The following is a 25879-nucleotide window of genomic DNA, read 5'->3' as shown; positions in this document are numbered from 1 at the left end:
ATCGGTTGGAGCACCCTGGCGGCTCAGCGGCGCGGGACCAGTCCCCGCACCGCCACGACAGAAGGAGTGCCCAGCCCCAGCCAGCTCACGGCATCCCACAGGCCGTCGCCGAGCAAGGCGCTGAACAGCCCAACTGCGCAAAGCGCGCCGATGGCTGCGGGCAGGCCGAACACTTTCCAGAAACTTGACTGTCGGGGCTTCACGAGACGGCTTCCATATCGACAGTCGAACGCCGAGTCGCTCTACGCCGCACGATCCAGAGGTAAACACCACTGCCGAGGACGATGATCGTCAGCACGTCCAGGGTCGCCCAGAAGATCTGCATTGGCCTGCCGCCGTAATCGCCGAAGTGCAGCGGCAGGGACAGGCTCATCAGGTCCATGTACCACGGCCGTTCGGCCACGGCGGTGACTTCCAGAGTGCTGGCGTCGATGAGCACCGGTGTCAGCAGATGGGAGGTCAGGTGGGTACTGCCCTTCATGAACACGCCATAGTGGTGTGCGCTGGAAAACAAGGTGCCGGGGAAGGCAATGAAGCTCGGCTCCATGTCGGGCGCGACGTCCCTGGCGATGTCCAGCAGACGGGTGGCCGGTGCCAGTTGCGCCAGTGGCGCCGCGTTGCGGTAGGGCTCGACCATGGCACTGAGGCTGTCGTTGCGCCAAGCCGCGATGATCAGGTCGGCGCAGGCGGCAATCACGCCGGTGACTCCAACCGTCAATGCCCAGACCAGCGTGACCACGCCGATCAGGTTATGCAGGTCGAGCCAGCGCAGGCGTGGGGATTTGTCCTGGCGCACCGTGGCGAACTTCAGGCGCCGCATGAACGGCAGGTACAGAACCACCCCGGAGATGATGGCGACCACGAACAGCAGCCCCATCGATGCCAGCAATAATTTGCCTGGTAGTCCGGCGTACATGTCCACGTGCAGGCGCCGCATGACCATCATGAAGCCGCCATTGGCCGCGGGTGTCTCCAGGGCTTCGCCGGTACGGGCGTCGAGCATGAAGGTGTGAGAGGCATTGGGTTCGGTGCCCGGTGTCGGGGCCATGATGGTGACGACACCATTGGGCTCATCCTCGTCCCAGGCAAAATACTGCACCACTTCACCCGGGCGATGAGCCTGGGCCTTTTCCACCAGTTGCTGAAGGTCAAGCTGCGGCGTATCGGCGGGCATGTTCCGAAACTCCGCAGCGTCGCCCAACAGGTGCTCGATCTCGTGATGGAAAATCAACGGCAATCCGGTGACTGCCAGCATCAGCAGGAACACTGTGCAGATCAGGCTGGACCACGTGTGGACAAAGGACCAGCGGCGGATGGTTTTGCTTTTCATGAGGGGTCCGTTTGCGAAAGCGCTTCACTCAAGAGCGGTGTGATTCATTGTGGCGAGGGAGCAAGCTCCCTCTCGCCACGGACTCTTCACGTGAAGGCGGCCAACTACCACTTGTAATTCACACTGGCGACGACGTTGCGTTGATCGCCGTAGTAGCAATAGAAGCCGTCGCAGGTGGAGAGGTAGTCCTTGTTGAAGATGTTCTTCGCGTCCACCGCCACCGATACGCCTTTGAGGGAACTGCTCACGCGCCCCAGATCGTAATGGGCCGATGCATCGTAGACGGTGTAGGAGCCGACATGGCCCCAATCGGTGTTGGTGGTGTTGCCGTAGGTGTCGCCGACGTAACGCACACCGGCGCCGACACCGAAGCCATCGAGCAGGCCGTTGTGCCAGGTGTAGTCGGCCCAGGCGGTGGCCTGGTTACGCGGCACCTGGGCCATGCGCTGGCCTTTTTCGGCCGCGGTGCCCTTGGTGATTTCACTGTCGTTGTAGGTGTAGGAACCGATCAGTTTCAGATTGTCGGTGACGTCACCGGAGGCTTCCAGTTCCAGGCCGCGTACCCGCACCTCGCCGACCTGGCGGGTGATGCTGTTTTCAGTGACGGCGTTGTTTTTCTGGGTCAGGTCGAACACTGCCGCCGTCAGCAAGGTTTTTGTGCCGGGTGGCTGGTACTTGATGCCGGCTTCGTATTGTTCGCCTTCGGTCGGCTTGAACGCATCGGTGCTGTTGACGTTGGTGCCGGCCGCCGCCTGGAAGGATTGGGCAAAGGAAATGTACGGTGTCACGCCGTTGTCGAAGACATAGCTCAATGCTGCGTTGCCGCTGAACTTCTTGTCACGCTGAGTATTGGTGGCATCGTTCTGGTTGTGGAAGACGGTGCCGGTGTGGATCCAGTCTTCACGACCACCGAGGGTCAGGCGCCAGTTGTCCAGAGCCATCTGGTCCTGGATGTAGAGACCGGTCTGCTGGGTTTTCTGGTTGTAGTCGTACATGGTGAAGTACTGGACGTTGGAAAAATCCTGTCCATAGATCGGGTTGTGGATGTTGCTGTCGGGCACGCCATTGGAACCCCAGAGCCATTTCGAATTTGCATTGGAGCGCTGGTGGTCCAGACCCAGCAGCACGGTGTGGCTCAAGGCACCGGTCTGGAAGTCCGCCTGGAAATTGTTATCGACGGCGAACTGGCTGATGTCTTCGTCAACGATACCGGCACTGCGCTTGACGGTGCCGTCGGCGCTCACGGCTTGGTCGGGGCCCGCCGGGAAGAACGACCCGCCGGCGGTGAGGCCCTGGAATTCCAAGTCGCTCTTGGTGTAGCGCAGGTTCTGACGGAACTGCCAGGTGTCGTTGAAGCGATGTTCGAAGGCATAACCGAGGGCGTAATAGGTGCGGTCGTAGAACTCCCAGTCCGGGTCGCCCAGGTTCTTGTGATGGGAGATCCTGCCGGCCGGGGAGGCCAGCTTGGTGCCTTGCAGCGGCAGGAATTGCCCGGTGATCCCGGTGTCGTCGCGGGTGTACTGGGACAGGAAGGTCAGGCGGGTGTCGTCGTCGATGTTCCAGGTCAGGCTCGGCGCGATGTTGTAGCGCTTGTCCGGGATGTGATCGACCTGGGCGTTGCTGTCGCGCACGGTGCCGCTGAGCCGATAGAGGAACTGGCCTTCGTCATCGATCTTGCCGGTGCTGTCGAAGTTGATCTGCTTGTGTTCATAGCTGCCGGCCTGCAACTCGACTTCGTGGCTGCTCTCGGCTTGTGGGCGACGGCTGACCATGTCGAGCATGCCGCCGGGTGGCGTCTGGCCGTAGACCGACGACGCCGGGCCACGCAGCACGGCGATGCGCTCCAGGTTCCAGGGCTCGATTTTCGGCGTGATGTAGTTGCCCTTGGGCAATGGCAGGCCGTCGAGGAACTGGGTCGGTACGAAACCGCGTACCAACAGCCAGTCGTTGCGCGAATCCGAGCCGTAGCCGCTGCTCTGCACGCCGGCGGTGTAGCGCAGGGCGTCATTGAGGTTGAGGACCGAGCGATCCTCCATCTGTTGGCGCGTCACCACCGAGACCGAGCGCGGCAGCTCGACGATTGGCGTATCGGTCTTGGTGCCGGCGGCGGTGCGAGTGGCTGCGTAACTCTCGCTCGGGCCCCAGGCACTTTCGCTCAGACCGGCGCCGATTACGCTGGTTTCCGGCAGGGCCATGACACCTTCGGGCACAGCCACCAGGCTGTAGGTGCCGGTGCTGCTCTGTAGCAATTGCAGACCGGTGCCGCGCAAGGCTTCGCGTAATGCGCCCGAGGCATCGAACTGCCCCTGGACCGGGGCCGAGGTTTTACCTGCGGCCAATGTCGGGTTCAGGCTCAGGGCGAGACCGGCCTGGCTGGCGATCTGGTTCAGGGTGCTGGCCAGTGGCGCAGCGGGCAGGTTGTAGGCGCGCACGCCGGACGCCTGCTCGGCCGCCAGGAGTGGGCCGCTGGTCAACGGAGCGGCAAGGACGATGGCAACGGCCAACAGGCTGGGGCGCAACAGAGTGTCTAACGGACGGGGCATACGCGGCTCCTGAATGGAAATATTTCTCAATTGCCTGGATGCCGGATGAAAATCGAAAAGTGATAGGGGGTAGATGAAAATAATTTAGATTCAGGATTTGAATGGGAGGACCAGACCTGTTTTGTGCAGGGCTGACGGCCCCTTCGCGAGCAGGCGATCTCACGGATAACCCCCTATCGGGCCTTGGTCTCGGTCCTGGGTTGCACCATCACCCACCACCGCGTGTGATGCTCGACCTGCACCGGCAAGGTCGGCAGCAGTGCGCTCAGGGCCAGCTCGGTGTCATGCTGCGGGAAGCTGCCGGTGATGCGCAAATCCGCCACTTTTGGCTCGACGCCCAGATAGCCGCGTCGATAGCGTCCCAGCTCATGCACCAGATCTTCAAGGCGGGCGTTCTCTACTACCAGCATGCCCCGAGTCCAGGCATCGGTGCCGGGGCTCAAGGCCAGGGTAGGGCCAAGGCCGTCACGGCGCATCAGCACCTGCTGGCCTTCGCGCAGGATCTGTTCTTGCTCCGTGACCTGTGGGCGGGCAGCCACGGCGGATTTCAACACGCTCAGGCGAGTGCCGTCGTCCTCGCGCCTGACCAGGAACCGCGTGCCCAAGGCGCGCAGGCTACCTTCGCGGGTTTCGACGATAAACGGACGTGGGTCGTTATGGCCGGTCTCCACCAGGATCTCGCCTTCCTGGAGAACAATGCGTCGTTGTCTATCGTCGAAACGCACATCGAGGGCGCTGTGGGTGTTGAGATTGATCAGCGTGCCGTCGGCCAGGCGCAGGGTGCGCTGCTCGCCGGTCGCGGTGCGCTGGTCGGCCAGCCAATAGTCCAACGGCAGGTAACGTTCACCGGCAAACAAGGCCAGGCCGATGACCGCGACAATGCTGGCCAGGCCACTGCCCACCTTGCGTATCCGGCGACGGATACTGACCCGCGATTGCAGCAGCGCAGCCCGCGCCGGTCCGTTGGCAACGCTGAAGCGTTGGTCGAGCATGCCCAACTGCCGCCAGGCCCGGGCATGTTCTTCATCGGCGGCATGCCAACGGACGAATGCTTCGCGCTCCTGGGCGCTACCGCTGCCTGAATCCAGCGACAACTGCCAGGCAATGGCGGCATCCAATACGTTGGCCGAGACCGGTTTGGAATGGGCCGGGCTCATGTCGGCTCCCCGTAGAGTGCGATGTAGCACTGTCGAATGCCCTGGGCCAGATACTGGCGTACCCGCGGCACCGAAACCCCCAGGCGCTTGGCGATTTCGGCGTGGCCGAGGCCGTCGAGCCGGTTATACAGGAACGCGGCGCGAGCCTTGCTCGACAACTTACCAAGCAGGCGATCGATCTGCCTGAGGTCTTCGAGGATCAACTGCTGTTCTTCCAGCGATGGCTGTTCGCCTTCGGGGATCAGCATCAGCTCGGTGAGGTAAGCCTGTTCCAGGGCGGCCCGGCGGAAATGATCGAACAGCAGGCCTTTGGCGATTGCCACCAGAAATGCCCGGGGCTCGCGGGGTGCCGTCAGTTCATCACGGCCGAGCAGGCGCACGAAGGTGTCCTGGCTCAGGTCCTCGGCCCGTTGCGGACAGGCCACGTTGCGCCGCAACCATGCCAGTAGCCAACCGCGATGATCACGGTACAACGCACCAACCAGATCGTTGTGGGGGCTAGGGACTGACGACACGGAGCATCACCGATGTTTTAAGTAACGAGAATTGTTCGCGATTGTGGCAGAGGCGGGGGCGGGAATGCAATTGGCGCTGGTCGGGATACTGTCTGTGGATTTAGGTGACTCTGTGGGAGCAAGGCTTGCCCGCGATGCCGACGACTCGGTCGGCTGTCAATCCCGGGTGATGCTATCGCGGGCAAGCCTTGCTCCCACAGGTCAGCCCTGCTGGGGCAGAGTTAGATAGAAGGCGCCTGCTGTCGGCGCTTCCACTGGCCCAGGCACTGTTGCAGGTTGAGCGGGCTGTGGATCTGTTGCTGGCGGGCGCGACTGAACAGGATCAGCGCCAGTTCGGCCGTGGCCAGGGCGTCGGCGCTGGCGTTGTGACGATCGGCCACTTGCAGCTTGAAAGCCTCGATCCACTCATCCAGGCCCGCCTTGCGCTGCGCTGCCTGGGGGCAGAGCATCGGCGCCAGGTCGGCTACATCGAGGAACGTGTGCTGCAGGCGATAGCCCAGGTGGTCTTTCAGTGCGCGGCCGAGCATGTGGGCATCGAAGGGCGCGTGGAAGGCCAGCAACGGGCTTTCACCAACGAACTCCATGAACGCCAGCAGTGCTTCGGCCGGCTCGCTGCCGGCGGCGATAGTGCTGGGTGCCAGGCCATGGATCAACACGCTCGGCCCGAGCTTCTGCTTCTCGCATTGCAGGGTGCGCTCGAACTGTTGGCTGAAATCGATGGCGCCGTCTTCGATCACCACCGCGCCGATGGACAGCACCTGATCCTTGTTCAGGTTCAGGCCGGTGGTTTCCAGGTCCACCACCACCCAGCGCTGCTCCCGCAGGCTGCGCTCATCCAGGGGCGACGCTGGCGAGAGGTTTTCCAGGCGTCGCTGCAACGCGTCCGGCAACATCGGCGGGGCCGGGCGCAACCAGGAAAACAGGTTCACAGTTGATACCTCAGCGTCAGGCTGCTTTGCAGGCGTTGGGCCTGGCGCAGGGATTCACGCAGGATCCGCCGATCCAGATGATTGAGGCTGTCGGGGTCGACGCGGTTGGAGTAGGGCAGGTTCTCGCGGGTCTGCAATTGGTGTTGCTGCATGCGGGTCTGCTGGATGAAGTGGTAGGCCTCTTCATAGGCCGCGCCGTCCAGGGGATCGATCACCTCCCGGGCGACCAGTTGCCGCAAGCGTTCCAGGGTATTGTTGGCCTCGATGCCGTTGGCCAGCGCCAGCAGGCGGGCGCCATCGACGAAGGGCGTCAGGCCCTGAACTTTCAGATCCAGGGTGGCCTTCTCACCGTTTTTGCGGCTCAGCACGAAATCCCTGAAACGCCCGACCGGTGGGCGATGGCGCAAGGCATTCTCGGCCATCATGCGCTGGAACAGACGGTTATCGCCCACCTGATCGAGGATCTGCCGGCGCAATTGCGCGCAGCCTTGCTCGTCGCCCCAGACCACCCGCAGGTCGAAATAGATGCTGGAGCCCAGCAGGTTTTCCGGCGTCGCTTCGCGAATGAAGGCGGCAAAGCGTCGGGACCATTCGGCGCGAGACAGGCACAGCTCGGGGTTGCCGGCCATGATGTTGCCTTTGCACAGCGTGAAGCCGCACAGCGCCAGGCTCTGGTTGATCTGTTGGGCGATGGGCAGCAGCAGGCCGCGGATCTGCGCCGCGTGGGCCGCGTCCCGGGCTTCGAACAGGATGCCGTTGTCCTGATCGGTGTGCAGGGTTTGCTCGCGCCGGCCTTCACTGCCAAAGCACAACCAACTGAACGGCACCCCCGGGTCGCCTTTCTCCGCCAGGGTCAATTCGATGACCCGGCTCACGGTGTGGTCGTTGAGCAAAGTGATGATGTGAGTGATCTGGGTCGACGACGCGCCGTGGGCCAGCATGCGCTCCACCAGTTGGCCGATTTCGCCCCGCAGGGCCACCAGGTTTTCCACCCGGGGGGCGCTGCGAATGGTCCGGGCCAGGTGCACCAGGTCGACTCGCTGCAGGGAAAACAGATCCCGTTCCGATACCACGCCACACAGGCGCTGTTCCTTGACCAGGCAGACATGGGCAATGTGGCGTTCGGTCATGGCGATGGCCGCGTCGAAGGCGCTGTGATCCGGCGAGAGAAAAAACGGTGCCTGGGTCATGTGTGCCGCGATGGCCTGAGAAAAATCCCCGGAGCCGTCGGCCACCACCTGTCGCAGGTCGCGCAGGGTAAAAATCCCCACCGGCGCCTTGTATTCGTCCACCACCACGATGCTGCCGACCTGCTGCTCGTGCATCAACTTCACGGCTTCACGCAATGGCATGTCGGGGCTGCAACTCACCGGGTGCCGCATCGCCAGCTCACCCAGCCGGGTATTCAGGGAGTATTGGGTGCCCAGGGTCTGCGCGGATTTTTGCTGGACCTGCTGGTTGACCTGGTCGAGCAGGCTGCTGACCCCGCGCAGGGCGAAGTCGCGAAACGGGCCAGACAAGGCGAACAGCTTGATGAATGCCTGCTTGTTCAACTGCAGACAGAACGTGTCTTCGCCGGCCCGGTGCTCGGTGCGCGTGGCCCGCTCCCCCAGCAGGGCGGCAAGGGGGAAGCATTCGCCGGTGGTGATTTCGAAAGTGGTCTCGGTGCCACCCTGGGCCGAATGCGGACGTTCCCCCACCACCCGGCCCTGCTTGACGATGTAGAAGTGCTCCACCGGGCCGTCGGCCGGCTTGATGATGGTTTCTCCCGGCGCGTAGAAGCGCAGCAGACATTGTTCCACCAGGTACGCCAGGTGAGCATTTTCCATCTGGTTGAACGGGGGGAAACGCTGGAGGAACTGCAACGTGCCCTGGATGTTCTGCAACACCGCGGTCTTCCCTGCCTGGATGAAGGCGTCCGCTTTTTTCATAACCATTGCGCAATCTTTTTTGAATTGTTGTGGTCGGATCTGTTCCCCATGGTCGACCTCTGAGGGAGGAGTGCCCATTGGACGTAAGTCTAGGTTCCGGCAAAGGGGGGCAGGCCTGCAGAAAAGTCCTGCACGAGTGCTGAAAAAATCTTCATTGAATTTTCTTGGAAAAAAATCCGACGAAGTGCACATTGAAGCGCTGCCGAACGATGTCTGACCACTGTGCCAGGGATCGATTCAAGGAATGTAGAGAGCATCATGTCCGACCACGATATTTTGAGTGACGCCGAGCGCGAAGCGCTGAGTGCCGTCATGCTGGAGCCTGATCTACCGCCGCAGCGGGTCTTGATCGTCGATGACGACAAGGACGCCCGCGAACTGCTGTCGGAAATCCTGGCCCTGGACGGCATCCACTGCATGACCGCCGCCAGCGGCGAAACCGCACTCAGGATGCTGGAAACCAAGCCGTCGATCGGGCTGCTGATCACCGATCTGCGCATGGGCAATGTCGATGGCCTGGAACTGATCCGCCTGATCCGCGAGTCGGAGCGGGCCGCGCTGCCGATCATCATTGTGTCCGGCGATGCCGACGTGAAGGATGCCATCGAGGCGATGCACCTGAGCGTGGTGGATTTCCTGCTCAAGCCCATCGATACGGAGAAGCTGCTGGGGTTGGTCAAGCGGGAACTGGGGATGGATCTCTAGCCGGGGACGCTCCGCGTCCTGAAGAGCCGAACGCGGAGCGTCCGTTGCGGCATCCCCACGCAGAGCGTGGGGACGATCAGCAAAAGCGGTTATGCAAACAAAAAAGGCCCTGATCGCAAGATCAGGGCCTTCCTCATTTATCGCTACCGCTCAATCACAACCCATTGGCCGCCTTGAACTCACGGCGACGGCGATGCAGCACCGGCTCGGTGTAGCCGTTGGGCTGCCGGGTGCCTTCGATCACCAGCTCGACCGCCGCCTGGAAAGCGATGTTGCGGTCGAAGTCCGGTGCCAGCGGACAGTACAGCGGGTCGCTGGCGTTCTGACGGTCCACCACTGGCGCCATGCGCTTGAGACTTTCCATCACCTGGTCCTGCGTGACGATGCCGTGGCGCAGCCAGTTGGCGATGTGCTGACTGGAAATGCGCAGCGTCGCCCGGTCTTCCATGAGGCCGATGTCGTTGATGTCCGGCACCTTGGAGCAACCGACGCCCTGGTCGATCCAGCGCACCACGTAGCCGAGGATGCCCTGGGCATTGTTGTCCAACTCGTTTTTGATCTGCTCCGGCGTCCAGCTCGGGTTGACCGCCAGCGGGATGGTCAGGATGTCATCCACCGAGGCGCGAGTCCGCTTGGCCAATTCGGCCTGGCGGGCGAACACGTCGACCTTGTGGTAATGCAGCGCATGCAACGCAGCGGCGGTCGGCGATGGAACCCAGGCGGTGTTGGCACCGGCCATCGGATGGGCGATTTTCTGTTCGAGCATCGCCGCCATCAGGTCCGGCATGGCCCACATGCCCTTGCCGATCTGCGCACGACCTTGCAAGCCAGTGCTCAGGCCGATGTCGACGTTCCAGTTTTCGTACGCGGCGATCCATTTCTCGGCTTTCATGTCGGCCTTGCGCACCATCGGGCCGGCTTCCATCGAGGTGTGGATTTCATCGCCGGTGCGGTCCAGGAAACCGGTGTTGATGAACACCACGCGCTCGCTGGCAGCCTTGATGCAGGCCTTGAGGTTGACCGTGGTACGGCGCTCCTCGTCCATGATCCCGACCTTGAGGGTATTGCGCGGCAGGTTCAGTACGTCTTCGACGCGACCGAACAGCTCGTTGGTGAACGCGGCTTCTTCCGGACCGTGCATCTTCGGCTTGACGATATACACCGAGCCGGTGCGGCTATTGCGGCGCGAGGTGTTGCCATTGAGGCTGTGGATTGCCGCCAGGCTTGTCACCAAGCCATCGAGAATGCCTTCCGGCACTTCGTTGCCATCTTTGTCGAGGATCGCATCGATGGTCATCAGGTGACCGACGTTGCGCACGAACAACAGCGAGCGACCGTGCAGCGTCAGGCTCGAACCGTCGACGGCGGTGTAAGCGCGGTCCGGGTTCATGGTGCGGGTGAACGTCTGACCGCCCTTGGCGACCTGCTCCGACAGATCGCCTTTCATCAGGCCGAGCCAGTTACGGTAGATCACGACCTTGTCGTCGGCGTCGACGGCAGCGACCGAGTCCTCGCAGTCCATGATGGTGGTCAGCGCGGCTTCCATCAGGATGTCTTTGACGCCGGCGGCGTCGGTCTGGCCGACGGGGGTGCTGGCATCGACCTGGATTTCGAAGTGCAGGCCGTTGTGCTTCAGCAGTACCGCGGTGGGGGCCGAGGCGTCGCCCTGGAAGCCGATCAGTTGGGCATCGTCACGCAGGCCGCTGTTGCTGCCACCCTTGAGCGCGACCACCAGCTTGCCGTCGACGATCTTGTAGGCGGTGGAGTCGACGTGGGAACCGGCCGTCAGGGGCGCCGCTTCGTCGAGGAAGGCGCGGGCGAAGGCGATGACCTTGTCGCCGCGAACCTTGTTGTAGCCTTTGCCTTTTTCCGCGCCATCGGCTTCGCTGATGGCGTCGGTGCCGTACAACGCGTCATACAGCGAACCCCAGCGGGCGTTCGAGGCGTTGAGGGCGAAGCGGGCATTCATCACCGGCACCACCAGCTGCGGGCCGGCCATGCGGGCAATTTCGTCATCGACGTTTTGGGTCGTAGCCTGGAAATCCGCCACTTCTGGCAGCAGGTATCCAATGTCTTGCAGGAAGGCTTTGTAAGCCACGGCATCAAAGGCCTGGCCGGCCCTCGACTGGTGCCAGGCATCGATCCGAGCCTGGAAATCATCGCGTTTGGCGAGTAGGGCTTTGTTCTTCGGCGCCAGGTCGTGGATGACCTTGTCGGCACCGGCCCAGAACTGGTCGGCGGTCAGACCGGTACCGGGAATGGCTTCGTTGTTCACGAAGTCGAACAGGACTCTGGCGACCCGAAGGCCACCGACTTGAACGTGTTCAGTCATTGCTTGCCTCTCACTCTGCTCAGCTATTTCGCTTTTCAGCTCTTCGATTTTGACAATGAAGCCTCGGGACATTTAAACCACAAACCCCGGAACCAGTACATGCCATTGCTGGCGGCTGGGTGGGACCTATCATGGGCGTTAAGCCTTGCTGACGGGGCTTTCAGGGATGCGACTGTGCCTTAAGCAGACATCGGTGCAACATTATGTAGTGCTCGCTGCGGAATACTACATGAACGGTTGCGGTTGTGAAAATTAGACTAATTGCGTCGTTCCGCGACCGACTAAAGCAGTATGGTCACGACGAGACATCTGATGTTCTCAAAAAACCACTGAATTGTTCCATATAATTCTGCAAGTCGTACACATAACCGTGGCTGGGGCGGTTGCTTCCGCTTCAGCGTGGCTTGCCTATACTCTTGCTTCTCACCACAAGAGGGCTGCGCCATGGACCATCTCGTCATCACCGTTTTCGCCCCGGACAAACCCGGGCAGGTCGAGCGCATCGCCCAATGCATCGCCGAGCACGGCGGTAACTGGCTGGAAAGCCGCATGTCGCACCTGGCGGGGCAATTTGCCGGAATACTGCGTCTCAGCGCTCCGGCCGAATCCCATGAGGAACTGATCGAAGCCTTGCAGGGGTTGGCGAGCCATGGCATTCGCGTGCTCATCGCGGAGAGCACGATCGAAGAGTCCTGCAGTTGGAAACCCATCGCCATGGAGCTGGTGGGTAACGACCGCCCCGGTATCGTGCGGGACATCACCCGGTTGTTGAGCGAGCAGGGGGTCAATGTCGAGCGGCTGGTGACCCATGTCGGGCCGGCGCCGATGAGCAGCGAATTGTTGTTTCACGCCGAAGCGATCCTGGGCGTGCCGCTGACGCTGTCGCTGGACACGTTGCAGGAACGCTTGGAAACCTTGGCCGACGAATTGATGGTGGAACTCAAACTGAGCGATGAGGCGTGAGGCCGGTTATCCAAGGAAAAGCTGCACCTGCCTGTGGATAACCTGTAGAGACTCGGCGCCAGCCCAGGCCCGGCGGGCCTTTGCCGGCGATGATCAAAAAATCGCCAGTTTTCAAGGGCTTGTGCACAAACGGCGGGGATGACGCTGTGGATAACCTTGGGGCGGATCAACGCAGGCCACGTCCGGCGTGGCCTGTAGAGGGGTGTACGATTTTTGATCAGTTTCGTCGACGCATACTGATCACGGCGTCGATGCTGTATACCGCAAGCCCGGCCCAGATAAACAGGAACGCCACCAAGGTGCTGGACGACAGATGCTCGCCAAACAGCAGCACTGCCAGGAGCAGCACCAATGTCGGTGCGATGTACTGGAGAAAGCCCAGCGTGGTGTAGGGCAGATGCCGGGCAGCGGCGTTGAAGCACACCAACGGAACCAGCGTCACCGGGCCGGCCGCCACCAGCCACCAGGCTTCGGAAGTGGTCCAGAAAGCTGCCTGGGCACTGGTGGCGGCCGGATTGAAGAGCACCCAGGCCAGGGCAATCGGCACCAGCATCCAGGTTTCCACCACGAGCCCCGGCAAGGCCTGGACCGGAGCCTGTTTACGGATCAACCCATAGAAGCCGAAGGTCAGCGCCAACGCCAGCGACACCCACGGCAGGCTGCCGACCTGCCAGACCTGCTGCGCCACGCCCACCGCTGCCAAGCCCACCGCCAGCCACTGCATGCGCCGCAGCCGCTCGCCGAGGATCAGCATGCCCAGCAACACATTCACCAGCGGGTTGATGTAGTAACCCAGGCTGGCTTCGAGCATGCGGCCGTTGTTCACCGCCCAGACATAGGTCAGCCAGTTGGCCGCGATCAGGGTACCGCTCAGGGCCAGGATCGCCAGGCGACGTGGGTTGTCGCGCAGCTCGCGCCACCAATTCGGATGCTTCCAGACCAGCAGCAATGCCGATCCGAACAACGCCGACCACAGTACCCGATGGACGATGATTTCCACTGAGGGGACGGCAGCGATGGCCTTGAAATAGATGGGGAACAATCCCCAGATGACGTAGGCACTCAGGCCCAGGATATACCCGCGACGCGGGTTGGCGGCTTGCATGCAGAATCCTTGCTTAGGCAGCTAACAAAGGAGTGATTGTAAGTAGATTTGTCAGGTTGGGGTGAACGTTTGTAAACGACTCGCCACACATTCCTTGTGGGAGCGAGCCTGCTCGCGATCGCGATGGAACATTCAACATTTGTGCTGACTGGTATACCGCTTTCGCGAGCAGGCTCGCTCCCACAGGGGATTGTGGTGATGGTTGGAGTTGCGCTCTTCAGAACAACTTCAACGGCTCTTCATTGAGCGCCGCCAGTTGCTCGCGCAACGCCAGCACCTGGTCGCCCCAATAGCGTTCGCTGCCGAACCACGGGAAGCTGCGGGGGAATGCCGGGTCGTCCCAACGGCGTGCCAGCCAGGCGCTATAGTGCATCAGGCGCAGGGCGCGCAGGGGTTCGATCAACGCCAGTTCCCGTGGGTCGAAGTCGTGGAACTCCTGATAACCATCCATCAGTTCCGATAACTGGCCCAGGCACTCCTGGCGGTCGCCGGCCAACATCATCCACAGGTCCTGCACCGCCGGGCCCATGCGACAGTCGTCCAGGTCGACGATGTGGAAGATTTCATCGCGACACATCATGTTGCCCGGGTGGCAGTCACCGTGCATGCGGATGTTCTGGTGGGGCGTCGCGGCGTAGGCGTCTTCGACACGCTTGAGCAGATCCCTTGCGACCGACTCGTAGGCCGGAAGCAGGCTGCGGGGTACGAAACCGCTTTCCAGCACGGTCGCCAGTGAGTCATGACCGAAGTTCTTCACGCCCAGGGCCTCGCGATGTTCGAACGGACGGCTGGCGCCTACCGCGTGCAGACGTCCGAGCAATTGCCCCAGGCGATAGAGCTGGTCGAGATTGCCTGGCTCCGGTGCACGGCCACCGCGACGAGGGAACAGGGTGAAGCGAAACCCGGCGTGTTCGTGCAGGCTGGCGCCGTTGTGAATCAGCGGCGCCACCACCGGCACTTCGCAGTCGGCCAGCTCGAAGGTGAAGCGGTGCTCTTCCAGGATCGCCTCGTTGGTCCAGCGCTGGGGGCGATAGAACTTGGCGATCAGCGGCTCGGCGTCTTCGATGCCAACCTGATAGACGCGGTTTTCGTAGCTATTGAGGGCCAACACACGGGCGTCGCTGAGGAAGCCGATGCTTTCTACGGCATCGAGCACCAGGTCGGGCGTGAGGGTTTCGAACGGATGGGACATGCTGACTCCTGCGCAGCGGCAGGGCTGCCGCGTCCGGCCCAGCATGGTAGCGCAGACGGAGGCAGATAGGTGGTGGCCGTGCTGAAGCCATCGCGAGCAGGCTCGCTCCCACATTGGATCTTCAATGGTGCTGATCCTTGTGGGAGCGAGCCTGCTCGCGATGGGGCCTTATCAGGCGCCGATGATGCCGCCGTCCTCGCGGGTAATCACCATCACCGACGAGCGCGGTTTGCCGTTGGGCAGGTGCTCTGGGAACGTCGAACCGCCGTTCTCACCCGGATGCTGGATTCCGACGAACAAGGCCTTCTGGTCCGGCGCGAAGCTGATGCCGGTCACTTCGCAGCCTACCGGCCCGACCATGAATCGACGGATTTCGCCGCTGTTGGGGTCGGCACAGAGCATCTGGTTGTTGCCCATGCCGGCGAAATCGCCAGTGTTGCTGACGTCCCCGTCGGTGAGGATCCACAGCCGGCCGGCCTTGTCGAATCCCAGGCCATCGGGGCTGTTGAACATGTTCTGCGGGTTGATATTGGACGACCCGGCTTTCGGCGTGCCGGCATGGACCGTCGGGTTGCCCGCGACCAGGAACAGGTCCCAGTCGAAGGTCTTGGAGGCGTGGTCGTCGCGGCTGGTACGCCAGCGCAGAATCTGCCCGTAGACGTTCTTGGCCCTCGGGTTCGGCCCGCCCACCGGTTGGCCATCTTCGCCGCGCTTGGAGTTGTTGGTCAGGGTGCAGTAGACCTGGCCGTCTTTCGGGCTGACCACGATCCATTCCGGCCGGTCCATGCGCGTGGCGCCTACGGCACTGGCGGCCAGGCGGGCATGGATCAGCACTTCAGCCTGGTCGGCGAAACCACTGCTGGCGTCCAGGCCGTTCTTGCCGTGGGTCAACTCGATCCACTGGCCTTTGCCTTTCGGATGATCGGGGTTGCCGTCGCCGGCATCGAAACGCGCCACGTACAAGGTGCCATGGTCCAGCAGATTGCGGTTGGCCTTGGCGTCGCGGCGGTTGATGCGTTCGCGACTGACGAACTTGTAGATGAACTCACCGCGTTCGTCGTCGCCCATGTACACCACGGCGCGGCCATCATTGGTCTGAGCCAATGCGGCGTTCTCGTGTTTGAAGCGACCCAGGGCGGTACGCTTGACCGGGGTGGAGTCTGGATCGAACGGATCGATTTCCACCACCCAGCCATGGCGATTGAGTTCGTTGGGGTTCTTCGCCAGGTCGAAGCGCGGATCGAACAGGTGCCAGTTGATCTCGCGGCTGGTGACGGTGGCGCCGTAGCGCTTTTGTGCTTCGTCGAACTGCAAGTCGGATTGGCTGCTGCCGAAGCAGTCGGTGAAGTTTTCTTCGCAGGTCAGGTAAGTGCCCCACGGCGTCATGCCGTTGGCACAGTTCTGGAACGTACCCAGCACTTTCTTGCCGCTCTTGTCGGCGCTGGTCTTCAGCAGTTCATGACCGGCCGCCGGGCCGCGCAGGCGAATCGGCGTGTTGCCGTGGATCCTGCGGTTGTAACGCGATTCCTGGACGAACTGCCACTGGCCGCCACGACGACGCTGGACCTCGATCACCGAGACGCCTTCGCTGGCCTGGGCCTTGCGCACATCCTCGGCCGACTGCGGCTGGCCGCCGTGGGCGAAGAGGTAGCGGTAGTTGGTGTATTCGTTGTTGATCGCCATCAATGCCCGGTTCTCGTCACCGGGGAACGGAAACAGGCTCATGCCGTCGTTGTTATCGCCGAACTGCATTTCCTGGGCGCGGGCGGTGCCGTTGCCGCTGGGGTCGAACGCCGGTGCGTTTTTCTGCAGCGGCTGGCCCCAACTGATCAGCACCGAGGACTTGTAGCCGGGTGGCAGGGTAATGGTGTCCGTGGTCGCGGCGGCAATGCTGTTGAAGCCCAGCAGCCTGCTGTTGCCTTCGCTCACGGCGGCGGCCATGACGCTGCGACTCAGCAGGTTGCCGCCCAGGAACATGGCCGCCCCGCACAGGGCGCCTGCACTGATGAAACCACGCCGGCTGAGGCCGACGATCTTTTCCAGGTCGGTGGATTGGTTTTCTTCTAATAGGCTCATTGTCAGGCTCCCTGCTGGTTTTGGCAGTCACCTTAAAGCGGGTCGATGAAGCTATTGTTGCAGCGCGCTACAGCGGTGTGCCGAGCAGCACATTCGTGGGCGAAAACATCACCCGCACCGCTGCGCCGACGTCCAGCTTTCGTTCACGCAATTGCAGTGGATCGGCCAGGGCGCACAGGGTTTGGCCGTTGGGCAAGCCGATACGCACTTCGCTGGGGCCGTTTTCAGCGGCGACGATCTGTTCGATCAGGCCCTGCAGCACGTTGTCGTCCGCCCTGGCCGGCTGCCCGGCAGGGTGCAGTTCCAGCCAGCCGGCCTTGATCAGGGCAACCACTTCGGTGCCGATCGCCAGTTCCAGGTGGAGCGTGCTGTCGTGGGTGATCCGGGCTTCGATGACCAGGCCCCGGGCCAGCTCGAGGCGTATCCGGTCGTTGTGGCCGATGGCCTCGATCCCGATGACTTTGCCGTGCAACTGGTTGCGCGCGCTGGTGCGCAGCATCAGGCGGCCCAGCAGGCCCAGGTCCCCGGAGTCTTCGCTCGCTTCGAGCAGTTGCGCCTGCAAGGTTTGCAGGCGCAGGTACAGGCGCAACACCCGTTGCCCTTCTTCCGACAGCCTGGCACCGCCACCGCCCTTGCCGCCGACACTGCGCTCCACCAGCGGCTGATCCGCCAGGTTGTTCAACTCATCAATGGCATCCCACGCCGCCTTGTAGCTCAGGCCCGCGCTCTTGGCGGCACGGGTGATGGAGCCTTGCTCGGCAATGTGCTGCAACAGGGCGATGCGTTGCGGACGCCGGACAATGTGTTGGGTCAGAAGCGTAGGTAATGACATGGCGGAAACTGCGCGCGAAGGTGAATGAACGGACGTTGGCGCCTCGGCCGCCGCGCGTCAAGCTGGCTCACCGGGTTTTGGCGTGCGCGCCAGGCAATACACATCGACCCGGGCGGCACCGCCGTCGAGCAGCAATCGGGCCAGGGTCTGGGCAGTGGCCCCGGTGGTGAGCACGTCGTCCACCAGGGCCAGGTGGCGGTTGTGCAACGGGGCATCGGGCGCGAGGGTGAAGGCCTGGCGCAGGTTCCGACGCCGGGCCCTGGCGTCGAGTGCCTGTTGCGCCGGGGTGTCATGGATGCGCAGCAGCAGGTGTTCTTCGCAGGGAAGCTGCAACGCAGCACCGAGCCAACGCGCCAGCAGGGCCGCCTGGTTGAACCCGCGCTGGCGCAAGCGTCGACCCGCCAGCGGCACCGGGAGCAGCGCGTCGGGCCGTTCCAGGCCTTCGTCGAAATGATGCTGCAGCGACTGCGCCAACAGTTCGCCCATGAGTCGACCGAGGGGCCATTTTGCCTGGTGCTTGAAACGAGTGATCAGGCTGTCCACCGGGAAATCGTAAGCCCAGGGTGCCAGGACCCGCTCGAAGGCCGGTGGTTGCGCGGCACATTGCCCACAACGCAGCCCGGCCATGGGCAGCGGCAGGGCGCAGATGACACATTGATCACCGAGCCAGGGCAATTCGCTTTCGCAGGGTGTGCAGATCGGCTGCTCTGTGTCGGTGGCGTCGCTACACAACAGACAGGATTGTTTGTTTTTTAACCAGATGTAAACCTTGCCTTCGTATCGTGGTTGACAGCGCATGACTCTTCCTTAAATATGCCGAACATCCGTGTCGCGCCTGTGGGTAATGCGTGCCCCCAGTCGCCAGCCAAGCATAATCAAGGAAATACCCATGAGCGCCAGCACCACTGCCAACCTGCGTCATGACTGGTCTTTGGCCGAAGTCAAAGCACTCTTTGTCCAGCCGTTCAATGACCTGTTGTTCCAGGCGCAGACCGTGCACCGCGCGCATTTCGACGCCAACCGCGTCCAGGTTTCCACGCTGCTGTCGATCAAGACCGGCGCCTGCCCGGAAGATTGCAAATATTGTCCGCAATCCGGCCACTACAACACCGGGCTGGACAAGGAAAAACTGCTGGAAGTGCAGAAGGTCCTCGAAGAGGCCGCGCGTGCCAAGGCCATCGGTTCGACCCGTTTCTGCATGGGCGCGGCGTGGAAGCATCCGTCGGCCAAGGACATGCCCTACGTGTTGGAAATGGTCAAAGGCGTGAAGGCCATGGGCCTGGAAACCTGCATGACCCTGGGGCGTCTCGACCAGGAGCAGACCGAGGCACTGGCCCAGGCCGGCCTGGATTACTACAACCACAACCTCGATACCTCGCCGGAGTTCTACGGCAGCATCATCACCACCCGGACCTACAGCGAGCGCCTGCAAACCCTGGCCTACGTGCGTGATTCCGGGATGAAGATCTGCTCCGGCGGCATCCTCGGCATGGGCGAGTCCCTGGACGACCGCGCCAACTTGCTGATCCAGCTGGCGAACCTGCCGGAGCATCCGGAGTCGGTGCCAATCAACATGCTGGTCAAGGTTGCCGGCACGCCGCTGGAAAATGCCGAGGACGTTGACCCGTTTGATTTCATCCGCATGCTCGCCGTGGCACGGATAATGATGCCCCAGTCCCATGTGCGCCTGTCCGCCGGTCGCGAAGCGATGAACGAACAGATGCAGGCCCTGGCATTCCTGGCCGGCGCCAACTCGATTTTCTACGGCGACAAACTGCTGACCACCGCCAACCCGCAGGCCGACAAGGACATGCAATTGTTCGCACGCCTGGGCATCCAGCCCGAAGCCCGCGAAGAACATGCCGACGAAGTGCACCAGGCCGCGATTGAACAGGCGCTGGTGGAGCAGAAGAGCAGCGAGCAGTTTTATAACGCAGCTGTGTGATCAACCCCGATTTTTCTGTTTGGAATGGGGGACCTGTGGGAGCGAGCCTGCTCGCGATAGCGATAGAACATTCAACATTTACGTCGAATGACACACCGCCATCGCGAGTAGGCTCGCTCCCACAGGGGAACCCTTCAGTCTTTGAATAGTGGTCACCCCGAGGCCAGCATGCCCTTCGATCTCGCCGCACGCCTGGCTGCCCGTCGTGCCGAAAACCTCTACCGCCAGCGTCCGCTGCTCGAAAGCCCACAGGGGCCGGAGGTGGTGGTGGACGGGCAACCGTTGTTGGCGTTCTGCAACAACGACTACCTGGGCCTGGCCAATCATCCGCAGGTGATCGAGGCCTGGCGTGCCGGAGCGGCTCGTTGGGGGGTGGGCGGCGGTGCTTCCCACCTGGTGATCGGCCATAGCGGCCCTCACTACGCCCTGGAGGAAGCCCTTGCCGATCTCACCGGTCGTCCGCGGGCGCTGCTGTTCACCACTGGCTACATGGCCAACCTCGGCGCTGTGACCGCGCTGATCGGGCAGGGCGATACGGTACTGGAGGATCGGCTCAATCATGCGTCGTTGCTCGACGCCGGGTTGTTGTCTGGCGCGCGTTTCAGCCGTTATCTGCACAACGACGCCGGGAGCCTGGCCAGCCGTCTGGAGAAAGCCACCGGCAATACCCTGGTGGTCACCGACGGCGTATTCAGCATGGACGGCGACATCGCCGACCTGCCGGCCCTGGCCCGTGAGGCCAAGGCCAAGGGCGCCTGGCTGATGGTCGACGATGCTCACGGTTTCGGCCCGTTGGGCGCGAACGGAGGCGGTATCGTCGAGCACTTCGGCCTCAGCCAGGAAGACGTGCCGGTGCTGGTCGGTACCCTGGGCAAGGCATTCGGCACCGCTGGCGCTTTTGTGGCCGGCAGTGAAGAACTGATCGAGAGCCTGATCCAGTTTGCCCGCCCCTACATCTACACCACCAGCCAACCGCCGGCCTTGGCCTGCGCCACGCTGAAAAGCCTTGAGTTGCTGCGCAGCGAGCACTGGCGGCGCGAGCATTTGCAGGCATTGATCCGTCAGTTCCGCCATGGCGCGGAGCAGATCGGCCTGCATCTGATGGACAGTTTTACGCCGATCCAGCCGATTCTGATCGGCGATGCCGGGCGAGCGATGCGCCTGTCGCACATGCTGCGTGAACGAGGGCTGATGGTCACCGCGATCCGGCCGCCCACCGTGCCGGCCGGCAGCGCCCGTTTGCGCGTCACCCTGACGGCCGCCCACAGCGAAGCCCAGGTGCAACTATTGTTGAATGCACTGGCCGAGTGTTTTGCCCAACTGGGACCGGAGGCGAGCCATGCGTGATCGACTGATATTGCTGCCAGGTTGGGGCCTGGGCGTTTCCCCCCTGGAACCTCTGGCTGCTGCGCTGCATGGCCTCGACGAGCATCTGCGGGTGGAAATCGAGCCGTTGCCGGCCCTGACCACGAGCGATCCCGAGGAATGGCTCGACGAGTTGGATGCCTGCGTGCCCCAGGACGCCTGGTTGGGTGGCTGGTCCCTGGGTGGCATGCTGGCCTCCGAGCTGGCAGCGCGCCGGGGCGAACGTTGCTGCGGATTGTTGACCCTGGCGAGCAATGCTTCGTTTGTGGCCCATGAGCAATGGCCGAGCGCGATGGATGCTGACACTTTCGACGGGTTTCTCGCCGGGTGTGCCGCCGATCCACGCCTGACCCTCAAGCGCTTCAGTTTGTTGTGCGCCCAGGGTTGCAGCGATCCCCGCGGGTTGGCGAGGCTGCTGTTGGCCGGCGCACCGAGCACCGCGTCGGAGGTGTCGATGGCTGGTCTGCAAGTGCTGGCACAGTTGGACACCCGTGCCGCTTTGCAGCGCTTCCGTGGTCCGCAACTGCATCTGTTTGCCGGGCTCGATGCCCTGGTGCCGGCCGAGGCCGCGAGTGAACTGCTGGCATTGTTGCCAGATGTCGAGATCGGCCTGATCGAACAGGCCGGTCATGGATTTCTTCTGGAAGACCCGCACGGTGTCGCGGGGGCGATCCAGGCCTTTTTCCATGAGGCCGGTGATGACTGATTTATCGCTTCCCAAATTTCCTGAAGCCTTGCCTGACAAGCGCCAGGTGGCCGCCTCGTTTTCCCGGGCGGCAGCCAGCTACGATAGCGTGGCGGAATTGCAGCGCGACGTGGGCCAGCAGTTGCTGGGACAGTTGCCAGTCTCGCTCGTGCCGGGACGTTGGATGGACGTGGGCTGCGGCACCGGTCACTTCACCCGGGCACTGGGTGCACGCTTCGGCGTGACGAGCGGCGTTGCGCTGGATATCGCCGAAGGCATGCTCAACCATGCCCGGCCCCAGGGTGGGGCTGCGCATTTCGTGGCCGGGGACGCGGAGCGCCTGCCCCTGCAAGCGTCGAGCTGCGACCTGGTGTTCTCCAGCCTTGCGGTGCAGTGGTGTGCGGACTTTGCCTCGGTGTTGAGTGAGGCGCATCGTGTACTGAAGCCGGGCGGGGTCTTTGCCTTCACCAGCCTCTGTGCCGGTACGTTGTATGAGTTGCGCGAAAGCTGGCGTCAGGTGGACGGCCTGGTGCACGTCAACCGTTTTCGGGGATTCGAAACGTATCAACAGTTATGCATGGACAGTGGGTTGAACGTCGTCAGCCTCGAGAACCGTCCTCATGTGTTGCATTACCCGGACGTACGCAGCCTGACCCATGAATTGAAATCCCTCGGTGCCCATAATCTGAATCCCGGCCGCCCGGGAGGGTTGACCGGCAGAGCGAGGATCCTGGGGATGATTGAAGCCTACGAGCAATTTCGTCGGGTAGAAGGGTTGCCCGCGACCTATCAGGTGGTCTACGCCGTGCTGGAGAAACCCCTATGAGCCAGGCTTACTTCGTCACCGGCACCGACACCGACGTGGGCAAGACCACTGTTGCGGCCGGCCTGCTGCACGCAGCGCGACAGGCCGGCATGAGCACCGCCGCCGGCAAGCCCGTTGCCTCCGGTTGCGAGGTCACGCCCAAGGGCCTGCGCAATGCCGATGCCCTGGCCCTGCTCGCGGAATGCTCGGTGCCGCTGACGTATGCCCAGGTCAACCCGGTGGCGTTCGAGCCGGCCATCGCGCCGCATCTGGCGGCCCGGGAAGCTGGCGTGGCGTTGACGGTGCAGTCGTTGTTGGGGCCGATGCGTGACGTGCTGGCCCTGCAAGCCGATTTCACCTTGATTGAGGGCGCGGGCGGTTGGCGCGTTCCGTTGGCTGATCAGGACAATCTCTCGGACCTGGCAATGGCTCTGGGGCTGCCGGTAATTCTGGTAGTGGGGGTACGGCTGGGCTGCATCAGTCACGCGTTGCTCACCGCCGAAGCCATTGCCCGGGACGGCCTGCAATTGGCCGGTTGGGTAGCGAATATCGTCGACCCCAAGACGTCGCGCCTGGAAGAAAACCTGGCCACGCTTGCCGAACGCCTTCCGGCACCGTGCCTGGGCCGGGTGCCACGAATCAAAGGCGTGACGGCGGAAACCGTGGCTGGGCACCTGCATCTGGACCTGCTGGATTAGGGTTTGCCTATAACAAGGCACTGTGCCATTAGTGTTTTTGTCGGGCCTTTTCCTACTGCTTCTGATTCAATGGCCCCGTCGACCCTTCAAGAAACGAGCCTTGCCATGGAAATCTCAGGAAGTACCGCATTCTATGCCGGTCTGAGCACTATTCAGACAGGGCAGAACCGCGTCGATCAGGCCTCCTCCCAGATCGCCAACAACACCATCGAGCGTGCGGTCACCAGCCAGTCGTCCGAAGTCCAGGTCGATCGCCTGCGGTCGGTGGATCGCAGCCAGCAATCGGACCTGGCCAGCAATATGGTTGAAATGGCCCAGGGCAAGTTCCAGGTACAGGCGGGCGTGAATGTGGCCAAGGCATCCGACGAGATGCTGGGTACGTTGATCGATACCTTCGCCTGATCTTGAGTTCCCCGATTTGTAAAAGCGCCGCGATTATTCGCGGCGTTTTCGTCTCTAACGTCTTCATGCTCAACTAATCTTTTCCTTCACGCGCTGTGGATATGCAGCGCGCCGGACGCACGTACCTGACATTTTTTGATGTGACGATGACGAACGGCAAAAGATCGACGCTTGACAAGATTTGGGCGTAAACGTATGTTTCAAACAACTGTTTGACCGTCACAACAAATCCACGCGGTCGTTCATCCCCGGTTACATCAGCAGAGGTTATCGCTATGCCTGACTACAAGGCCCCCTTGCGTGATATTCGCTTCGTTCGTGACGAACTGCTTGGCTATGAAGCGCATTATCAGAGCCTTCCGGCTTGCCAGGACGCAACTCCGGATATGGTTGACGCCATTCTCGAGGAAGGCGCCAAGTTTTGTGAGCAGGTGCTGGCGCCGCTGAACCGCGTGGGTGACACCGAAGGCTGTACCTGGAGCGAGTCCGGCGTGAAAACCCCGAGCGGCTTCAAGGAAGCCTACAAGCAATTCGTTGAAGGCGGCTGGCCAAGCCTGGCCCATGACGTCGAGCATGGTGGCCAAGGCTTGCCGGAGTCGCTGGGCCTGGCCGTCAGCGAAATGGTCGGCGAAGCCAACTGGTCGTGGGGCATGTACCCTGGCCTGTCCCATGGCGCGATGAACACCATTTCCGAGCACGGTACGCCCGAGCAGCAAGAGGCCTACCTGACCAAGCTGGTGTCCGGTGAATGGACCGGCACCATGTGCCTGACCGAACCTCACTGCGGTACCGACCTGGGCATGTTGCGCACCAAGGCCGAGCCTCAGGCCGACGGTTCCTACAAGGTGACCGGCACCAAGATTTTCATTTCGGCCGGCGAACACGACATGGCCGACAACATCGTCCACATCGTCCTGGCGCGTCTGCCGGACGCTCCGGCCGGTACCAAGGGTATTTCGCTGTTCATCGTGCCCAAGTTCATGCCTAACGCCGACGGCACCATCGGCCAGCGCAACGCGGTGAGCTGTGGTTCGATCGAACACAAGATGGGCATCCACGGCAACGCCACGTGCGTGATGAACTTCGACGCGGCCACCGGTTTCCTGATCGGCCCGGCGAACAAAGGCCTGAACTGCATGTTCACCTTTATGAATACCGCTCGCCTGGGCACCGCGTTGCAAGGCCTGGCTCATGCCGAAATCGGCTTCCAGGGCGGCCTGAAATACGCCCGTGACCGCTTGCAGATGCGCTCCCTGACGGGCCCGAAAGCGCCGGACAAGGCCGCCGACCCGATCATCGTGCACCCTGACGTGCGTCGTATGCTGCTGACCATGAAGGCCTTCGCCGAAGGCAACCGGGCGATGGTCTACTTCACCGCCAAGCAGGTCGACATCGTCAAGTACGGCGTTGATGAAGAAGAGAAGAAAAAGGCTGATGCACTGTTGGCGTTCATGACGCCGATTGCCAAGGCGTTCATGACCGAAGTGGGCTTCGAATCGGCCAACCACGGCGTGCAGATCTATGGCGGCCACGGCTTCATCGCCGAGTGGGGCATGGAGCAGAACGTTCGCGACAGCCGCATCTCGATGCTGTACGAAGGCACCACCGGCATCCAGGCCCTCGACCTGCTGGGCCGTAAAGTGCTGATGACCCAGGGCGAAGCGCTCAAGGGCTTCACCAAGATCGTCCACAAGTTCTGCCAGGGCAACGAAGGCAACGAAGCGGTCAAGGAATTCGTCGGGCCGTTGGCCGCGCTGAACAAGGAATGGGGCGAGCTGACCATGAAGGTCGGCATGGCCGCCATGAAAGACCGCGAAGAAGTCGGCGCGGCCTCGGTGGACTACCTGATGTACTCCGGCTACGCCTGCCTGGCCTACTTCTGGGCCGACATGGCGCGTCTGGCGGCGGAAAAACTGGCTGCCGGCACCACCGAAGAAGCCTTCTACACCGCCAAGCTGCAGACAGCGCGCTTCTACTTCCAGCGCATCCTGCCGCGCACCCGTACCCACGTGGCTGCCATGTTGTCGGGCGCCAATAACCTGATGGACATGAAAGAAGAAGACTTCGCCCTGGGTTACTAAACCTCAGGCGGTGCCTACTTAAAGCCGCTGCCTCCTTCGGGACGCAGCGGCTTTTTCATGGCCGCAGAAAAAACTGTGGGAGCGAGCCTGCTCGCGATGCGGTGTGTCAGTCGACAAAAACACTATCTGATATACCGTTTCGCGAGCAGGCTCGCTCCCACAGAGGGTATGCGCTGATCCTGAAACAATATTCATCCAACGCCCCCCTAAGAAAATATCCCCTCCTGCCGTTACAGCGATGGCAGTGTGACATCTGTCACATCGCTCGTGCCTTACTGCCCCAATAGC

The 25879-nt window shown here is 62.2% G+C and carries 22 protein-coding genes; 9 read left to right on the top strand and 13 right to left on the bottom strand.

Annotation, left to right across the window (positions count from 1 at the left end; translation table 11 throughout):
- Window positions 1-23: 23 nt before the first annotated feature.
- The 7 genes from CGA22_RS04575 to CGA22_RS04545 form a co-directional block, all read right to left on the bottom strand.
- Entirely contained in the window at window positions 24-203 is a 180-nt protein-coding gene (locus CGA22_RS04575) for a hypothetical protein (protein WP_041022269.1), read from the bottom strand.
- Complete coding sequence (locus tag CGA22_RS04570; RefSeq protein WP_041022270.1) at window positions 200-1330, bottom strand: PepSY-associated TM helix domain-containing protein; 1131 nt, start codon at window positions 1328-1330, stop codon at window positions 200-202. The genes CGA22_RS04575 and CGA22_RS04570 overlap by 4 nt, the downstream gene beginning before the upstream one ends.
- A 104-nt stretch (window positions 1331-1434) precedes the next feature.
- On the bottom strand, window positions 1435-3873 hold the full coding sequence (locus CGA22_RS04565) for a TonB-dependent siderophore receptor (protein WP_041022271.1): 2439 nt from the start codon (window positions 3871-3873) through the stop codon (window positions 1435-1437).
- Window positions 3874-4046: 173 nt separating this feature from the next.
- Entirely contained in the window at window positions 4047-5030 is a 984-nt protein-coding gene (locus CGA22_RS04560) for a FecR domain-containing protein (protein ID WP_041022272.1), read from the bottom strand.
- Window positions 5027-5545 (bottom strand): RNA polymerase sigma factor, encoded by a 519-nt coding sequence (locus CGA22_RS04555; RefSeq protein ID WP_041022273.1) that lies wholly within the window; start codon window positions 5543-5545, stop codon window positions 5027-5029. Before CGA22_RS04555 ends, CGA22_RS04560 begins: the two co-directional genes overlap by 4 nt.
- 221 nt (window positions 5546-5766) lie before the next feature.
- Window positions 5767-6474: a PolC-type DNA polymerase III gene (locus CGA22_RS04550; protein WP_041022274.1), complete on the bottom strand. Its 708-nt coding sequence runs from the start codon at window positions 6472-6474 to the stop codon at window positions 5767-5769.
- Window positions 6471-8405: a putative nucleotidyltransferase substrate binding domain-containing protein gene (locus CGA22_RS04545; RefSeq protein ID WP_305728706.1), complete on the bottom strand. Its 1935-nt coding sequence runs from the start codon at window positions 8403-8405 to the stop codon at window positions 6471-6473. Before CGA22_RS04545 ends, CGA22_RS04550 begins: the two co-directional genes overlap by 4 nt.
- Before the next feature lie 258 nt (window positions 8406-8663).
- Between CGA22_RS04545 and CGA22_RS04540 the strand changes: the two genes are divergently transcribed.
- Window positions 8664-9110, top strand: a complete 447-nt coding sequence (locus CGA22_RS04540) for a response regulator (protein ID WP_041022276.1) — start codon at window positions 8664-8666, stop codon at window positions 9108-9110.
- Between the two features lie 154 nt (window positions 9111-9264).
- On the opposite strand, the gene CGA22_RS04535 is transcribed toward CGA22_RS04540, so the two are convergent.
- Complete coding sequence (locus CGA22_RS04535) at window positions 9265-11442, bottom strand: malate synthase G (protein ID WP_041022277.1); 2178 nt, start codon at window positions 11440-11442, stop codon at window positions 9265-9267.
- A gap of 444 nt (window positions 11443-11886) precedes the next feature.
- Between CGA22_RS04535 and CGA22_RS04530 the strand changes: the two genes are divergently transcribed.
- Window positions 11887-12405 carry a glycine cleavage system protein R gene (locus CGA22_RS04530; protein ID WP_041022278.1) on the top strand — a complete coding sequence of 173 codons (519 nt, stop codon included), beginning with the start codon at window positions 11887-11889 and terminating at the stop codon, window positions 12403-12405.
- 217 nt (window positions 12406-12622) lie between these two features.
- Here CGA22_RS04530 and rarD read toward each other — a convergent pair whose 3' ends face one another.
- The 5 genes from rarD to CGA22_RS04505 all read right to left on the bottom strand — a co-directional run bounded on the left by rarD (window position 12623) and on the right by CGA22_RS04505 (window position 18408).
- Entirely contained in the window at window positions 12623-13510 is an 888-nt protein-coding gene (gene rarD, locus CGA22_RS04525) for an EamA family transporter RarD (RefSeq protein ID WP_041022279.1), read from the bottom strand.
- A 217-nt stretch (window positions 13511-13727) separates the two neighbouring features.
- On the bottom strand, window positions 13728-14702 hold the full coding sequence (locus CGA22_RS04520; RefSeq protein WP_041022280.1) for a serine/threonine protein kinase: 975 nt from the start codon (window positions 14700-14702) through the stop codon (window positions 13728-13730).
- 171 nt (window positions 14703-14873) lie between these two features.
- Entirely contained in the window at window positions 14874-16778 is a 1905-nt protein-coding gene (locus CGA22_RS04515) for a PhoX family protein (protein WP_041022281.1), read from the bottom strand.
- Window positions 16779-16845: 67 nt separating this feature from the next.
- Window positions 16846-17610 (bottom strand): TOBE domain-containing protein, encoded by a 765-nt coding sequence (locus tag CGA22_RS04510; protein WP_041022282.1) that lies wholly within the window; start codon window positions 17608-17610, stop codon window positions 16846-16848.
- Window positions 17611-17667: 57 nt separating this feature from the next.
- Window positions 17668-18408 carry a ComF family protein gene (locus CGA22_RS04505; RefSeq protein ID WP_041022283.1) on the bottom strand — a complete coding sequence of 247 codons (741 nt, stop codon included), beginning with the start codon at window positions 18406-18408 and terminating at the stop codon, window positions 17668-17670.
- A gap of 91 nt (window positions 18409-18499) precedes the next feature.
- Between CGA22_RS04505 and bioB the strand changes: the two genes are divergently transcribed.
- The 7 genes from bioB to CGA22_RS04470 all read left to right on the top strand — a co-directional run bounded on the left by bioB (window position 18500) and on the right by CGA22_RS04470 (window position 25591).
- On the top strand, window positions 18500-19555 hold the full coding sequence (bioB, locus tag CGA22_RS04500; RefSeq protein WP_041022284.1) for a biotin synthase BioB: 1056 nt from the start codon (window positions 18500-18502) through the stop codon (window positions 19553-19555).
- A 168-nt stretch (window positions 19556-19723) separates the two neighbouring features.
- Window positions 19724-20902 carry an 8-amino-7-oxononanoate synthase gene (gene bioF, locus CGA22_RS04495; RefSeq protein ID WP_041022285.1) on the top strand — a complete coding sequence of 393 codons (1179 nt, stop codon included), beginning with the start codon at window positions 19724-19726 and terminating at the stop codon, window positions 20900-20902.
- On the top strand, window positions 20895-21626 hold the full coding sequence (locus tag CGA22_RS04490; protein WP_041022286.1) for an alpha/beta fold hydrolase: 732 nt from the start codon (window positions 20895-20897) through the stop codon (window positions 21624-21626). The genes bioF and CGA22_RS04490 overlap by 8 nt, the downstream gene beginning before the upstream one ends.
- On the top strand, window positions 21619-22431 hold the full coding sequence (bioC, locus tag CGA22_RS04485; RefSeq protein ID WP_041022287.1) for a malonyl-ACP O-methyltransferase BioC: 813 nt from the start codon (window positions 21619-21621) through the stop codon (window positions 22429-22431). The genes CGA22_RS04490 and bioC overlap by 8 nt, the downstream gene beginning before the upstream one ends.
- The gene (gene bioD / locus CGA22_RS04480) at window positions 22428-23108 is read left to right on the top strand and encodes a dethiobiotin synthase (protein ID WP_041022288.1); all 681 of its coding nucleotides are present in this window, start codon (window positions 22428-22430) and stop codon (window positions 23106-23108) included. Before bioC ends, bioD begins: the two co-directional genes overlap by 4 nt.
- Before the next feature lie 105 nt (window positions 23109-23213).
- Complete coding sequence (locus CGA22_RS04475) at window positions 23214-23510, top strand: hypothetical protein (protein WP_041022289.1); 297 nt, start codon at window positions 23214-23216, stop codon at window positions 23508-23510.
- 275 nt (window positions 23511-23785) lie between these two features.
- On the top strand, window positions 23786-25591 hold the full coding sequence (locus tag CGA22_RS04470) for a phenylacyl-CoA dehydrogenase (RefSeq protein WP_041022290.1): 1806 nt from the start codon (window positions 23786-23788) through the stop codon (window positions 25589-25591).
- Window positions 25592-25879 lie beyond the last annotated feature (288 nt).

The sequence above is a fragment of the Pseudomonas sp. PSB18 genome (assembly GCF_014596565.1).
Taxonomy (GTDB): Bacteria; Pseudomonadota; Gammaproteobacteria; order Pseudomonadales; family Pseudomonadaceae; genus Aquipseudomonas.
This window is presented reverse-complemented; position numbering and strand designations above follow the sequence as displayed.